This is a genomic window from Occallatibacter sp., from assembly GCF_049582745.1.
Taxonomy (GTDB): Bacteria; Acidobacteriota; Terriglobia; order Terriglobales; family Acidobacteriaceae; genus Telmatobacter.
Map to the genome: position 1 here is coordinate 1 of NZ_JBAUUO010000046.1, position 4,047 is coordinate 4,047.

Annotated in this window: 5 protein-coding genes and 1 pseudogene; 1 reads left to right on the forward strand and 5 read right to left on the reverse strand. The window is 56.9% G+C overall.

The window, feature by feature from the left end:
- Positions 1–287: 287 nt before the first annotated feature.
- From WCA10_RS06345 to WCA10_RS06365, 5 genes and pseudogenes are all read right to left on the reverse strand, one after another.
- The gene (locus WCA10_RS06345) at positions 288–809 is read right to left on the reverse strand and encodes a protein-disulfide reductase DsbD domain-containing protein (protein WP_472821668.1); all 522 of its coding nucleotides are present in this window, start codon (positions 807–809) and stop codon (positions 288–290) included.
- A 24-nt stretch (positions 810–833) separates the two neighbouring features.
- Positions 834–1,079, reverse strand: a pseudogene (locus WCA10_RS06350) (redoxin domain-containing protein); the annotation flags it as partial.
- Between the two features lie 15 nt (positions 1,080–1,094).
- Entirely contained in the window at positions 1,095–1,364 is a 270-nt protein-coding gene (locus WCA10_RS06355) for a hypothetical protein (RefSeq protein ID WP_472821664.1), read from the reverse strand.
- A gap of 171 nt (positions 1,365–1,535) precedes the next feature.
- Positions 1,536–2,912, reverse strand: coding sequence for a M56 family metallopeptidase (locus tag WCA10_RS06360; RefSeq protein ID WP_472821665.1), 1,377 nt, complete (start codon positions 2,910–2,912; stop codon positions 1,536–1,538).
- On the reverse strand, positions 2,909–3,295 hold the full coding sequence (locus WCA10_RS06365; protein ID WP_472821666.1) for a BlaI/MecI/CopY family transcriptional regulator: 387 nt from the start codon (positions 3,293–3,295) through the stop codon (positions 2,909–2,911). The genes WCA10_RS06360 and WCA10_RS06365 overlap by 4 nt, the downstream gene beginning before the upstream one ends.
- 296 nt (positions 3,296–3,591) lie before the next feature.
- Between WCA10_RS06365 and WCA10_RS06370 the strand changes: the two genes are divergently transcribed.
- Positions 3,592–4,038, forward strand: a complete 447-nt coding sequence (locus WCA10_RS06370) for a VOC family protein (RefSeq protein WP_472821667.1) — start codon at positions 3,592–3,594, stop codon at positions 4,036–4,038.
- Positions 4,039–4,047 lie beyond the last annotated feature (9 nt).

Genomic DNA, 4,047 nt, shown 5'->3' on the forward strand with positions numbered 1-4,047 from the left:
AGCAATTCGATGGCTGGAGTCGTCCGCCTTTCCTGAGATAAGGCGCCAAATGCGGCGGCTACAAACCAGATAACGACCGCACATACTCGGAATGCGTCTTGCACTTTGCCAGCTCCCCAGATTCGACGGAAATGGATGCCCGCATTCTACCCGAGAAGGGTCAATGCCCGATAAGTCGGATAACCGGTAACTTGGGTACCAGAACCCACTTTTCCGGTAAGAGCGTTAATCAGGAGTTACGCTGGCGTTCATGTACGAACTCAAGCTCGTCAGCACATGAAATGTGATTATTTGCTCCGTATTGCAACCATGAACGGTTCTAGAATCAGCGGCAACTCGAATGCAACTGCTTCTGGCGGCTCACAGGCAGTGTCGCTGCATTGCTGAAAACTCACCCGACCGGACAGTATGATCTTCCCGGCATCAAGAGGAAACTTCATCAGAAGCGAACCTAACCCTTGGAATGAGCAGCTGTACACGGGAACCGTGTCCCGAAGGAAGTTCACCCGCATTGGCCCGGCTGCCGGAAGCTCGAAGGACTGACGGACAATGTTTGGACCGTCGAAAATTACCGACGTCATCGTGTAACCCGCTGGCAGCGGAGCACCGTACACGTGCCATCCGGGCTCGAGCGCGAACTTGGCGAAGAAGCTGATCTCCTGGCCCGCGAAGGCTCTTGCAGTAGAAAGTCCTAGGACAATGGTAAGCGCGCCGCTTCGTAGAGTGACAGTCGGGGCCTCCTCACTTACGACGCCGAATTCGCGAAACGCCACAGACGACGCTGTTACCCGATGCTGGTAATTCGGCACGAAATACTTGCGGATGACCAGCCCGTCCGGGGCGATAAGATACTCGACGGGATGCGGAACGCCATGTGCCCGCAGTCCGGGAGCAATGTTGGTGTTCAAGATTCCAAAGCCCCGTATCACCGCGCTATCCCGATCGGACAGCAGCGGGATCTGGATCCGATATTTCTCTGCAAAATGCTGGAGGGTTTCGCGGGAGTCGTAGCTAACCGCGGCGATGCGGAGACCTTTCCCTTCGAGCATCGGGCGCGATTGCTCCAACTCGACCAGTTGGGATCGGCAATACTGTCACCAATCGGCGCTTCGATAGAAAACAAGAAGCAAGCCGTTGGGACCGGAGAGATTCGCGACAGAGCGCAGCACGCCCTCTTGGTCAGGAAGGGAGAAATCTGGTATGCGCTCTCCAGCCTCCGGGCCTGTGGCGTAGCGATCGTTGGTGGCGTTCACGTGCTTCGCCTGCAACTCGGCGGGAACTGGTTGTCCGGCGGCACGAAGCCGACCGAACTCTTGCATGATCGCGGCCTTTTCCTGGAGGTCTTCCGGAATGTTGTTCGCCATCGGTAATCCTCGACGGTCACTATACCACCGCTTGGAAAGTCGTGGTCGGGACCCACGTTGACTCGTCGGAAGGTTTCGTCTAGCTGCGCTTTGGCGGTTAAGAAGGCGTATGGCCCGACGTGTTCAGGAACAGCCTTGGGGTACTTGTCCGGTTACTGCGTTAATCAGGACTTAGCGTGAGGGATTAGAATCTCGGTCACCTGCAAGCTCCTTCGCCTTTTCCACGTCTCGGATGATCTGATCGGCGAGCGCAAGCTTGTCGGGAGTGTCGCGGATGATGATAACGTTTCGCGTGTTCAACTGTTGTATGTTCTGCAACTCGAGAATCTGGCGCAGCGCAGTAGTCAGCTCGGTCAACCCCTCGTGCGTGGTGGTGGCCGGCAGATAAAACGTTCGCACTTCCTCTTTTTCGGAGTCGCGATGCTTTTGAGCGCCGGCCGGATCCAGAGAGGCTTTCCGCGAATCGGGGGGCCCGCCTCGAGGCGGTTTTGGTTGCTGCGGGAGAGGCGGCGATACCACTTGCGGCTCGACCGCCACCGAATTTTGTTGAGGCACCTTCGGCTGCGATGCGGCCAGAGACACAGCGCCGATTGCGACAAGAATCGCTCCGGCGAGGAACGGCGCCCAGGCGCCATTTCCCTGCTCGGGGTGGAGCAAGCGGCGAACGCGTTTCATAAGACTACTTCCCGTCGCAGCAATGGCTGTTTCGTAGGCCCTGAGACGGTTCTGCTCCAGCGCGGCAAGAGCGAGCGCGTATTCCTGAGTGTCGCGGCTGATGGACACAGCGATATCATCACAGCAGTTTTCGCGTTCCGCGCGCATGACTCGGGAGATCCACCAGATCGCCGGATGATAAAAGAGCAGTCCTTCGACCAGCCGCTGCAGCAGATTAACTAAGTAATCGCAGCGGCGGATGTGAGCCAACTCGTGAAGCAGGATAGCCTCAATCTGCGTTGGAGGCAGCCCCGCGAGCAGTCCAATCGGCATCAGGATCATCGGCCGCAAGTGGCCGAGAACCAGCGGCACCTCCGCCAGACACGATTCCATAAGTAGGATCGGTCGCGAAACACGCAACTTCGCACTTAAGTGAGCGAGTTCCTTCTGCCAGTGCATGGGCGCGGAACACACGCCGCGACGGCGGAGTCGACGCACCGAAATGGCACCGGCCAATCGCCGAAGGTAGATGACACAAACTCCCGTAATCCAGAAAACCGCCAACCAGGGAACAAATGCAGCAAAGTTCGGCCTCCCTGCGTGGGAAACACCGCTCTCAGCCAAGTCATGCCAGGCGGGCAGTGTACGGGGTCCCGAAATCCCGAAGCCGCCCATTACTTTCGGCAGGATGTGAAACAACGCAAAGCTGAATCCTCCAACCATCATAAGCATCGCCGCACATGCCGCGAAATAACGGACGCGGGGTGACCGCACCGCCACCATCGCTGCCGCGAGGACACCAGCAACGATCGCACCCTGCCACAGCGAATGAAGCAGTGCCCAACCAATCGCGCCCGCTAGCGGAGTTCCTGTGAAAGATTCAAGTTGCCTCATTTTTCCTCCCTGCGGTGTTCCTCCAGCAGTTTACGCATTTCCGCAAGTTCCTCTTTCGTAGCCTTTCGAGCCGAAAGCGCACCTACCAGGAGCGCCTTGGCCGATCCGCTGAACGCGCGCTCCAACAAATCTCCGGCAAGCTGGCGCTGCGTCCACTCGCGAGTCTTTGCCGGTTCGTAGACGTGCGCGCGCTCCTTCTCATCCCTGTGCACCAGCCCCTTTTCGGCCATAATCTGCATGAATTTGAGAACGGTGCTGTATTGCGCCGGACGCCGCCGACGGATGACTTCGTAAACCTCGCGCACGGTTGCTGGTCCGATGCTCCACAATACGGTCAAAATCTCAAGTTCGGCGTCGGTTGGCCTGCGCGGTTTGTCTGTCATAGTACGAAGAATTTACTAGTAAGAGGTTCGTATGTCAAGAATTTTCTGATTCGAAAAATAGCACCGCACGTGGTGTATCTTCAGCTCATTGGACGCATAACAGCAAATGCGGAAGTGGTTTAAAGACAAGGCACCGTGGCTAACTCCTGATTAGTCGGATAACCGGTAACTTGGGTACCGGGACCCACTTGTCCGGTTACCGCGTTAATCAGGACCTTGCAGAGACGACTGAGCTTCTGTTGTATTATCCCAGCCACTTTATGCTTGCGCCGTAAATCAAAGTTGAGAGGTCGTCAATGAGCAGCGTACAAGTCGAACAGAAGAGCTATGAGATGCCCCCGCGAGAGGGGATCAGCATCGCGCATTTTCTCACCGTCGCCGACATTGAGCGATCGGCTCGCTACTACGAAAAGGTCTTCGGCGCTCGCATTCTTAGCCTGGGTGACGGCAATGCGCCTGCGTACCTTCAGCTTGCGAATATCTGGATGATTCTGAACGTTGGAGGCGGGCCGACCCCGGATAAGCCGACGGTAACGCTCAGCGTCCCCGACCCTGATCACATCAACAGCTTTATGAATTTCCGCGTTGCGGATATTCAGGCGTGCTATGAACTGTGGAAGAGTCGAGGGGCCGAGTTCATCACGGAGCCGATTCCCAAGTACGGCGAGATACGCTGCTACATCCGCGATCCTGACGGTTACATCATCGAAGTCGGACAGAGCACCGACCTCAAGTACGGTTAACGCTCGGCC

Coding starts and splice junctions, on each gene's coding strand:
- WCA10_RS06355 (WP_472821664.1), bottom strand. CDS start 1,364: ATGGCGAACAACATTCCGGAAGACCTCCAGGAAAAGGCCGCGATCATG.
- WCA10_RS06360 (WP_472821665.1), bottom strand. CDS start 2,912: ATGAGGCAACTTGAATCTTTCACAGGAACTCCGCTAGCGGGCGCGATT.
- WCA10_RS06365 (WP_472821666.1), bottom strand. CDS start 3,295: ATGACAGACAAACCGCGCAGGCCAACCGACGCCGAACTTGAGATTTTG.
- WCA10_RS06370 (WP_472821667.1), top strand. CDS start 3,592: ATGAGCAGCGTACAAGTCGAACAGAAGAGCTATGAGATGCCCCCGCGA.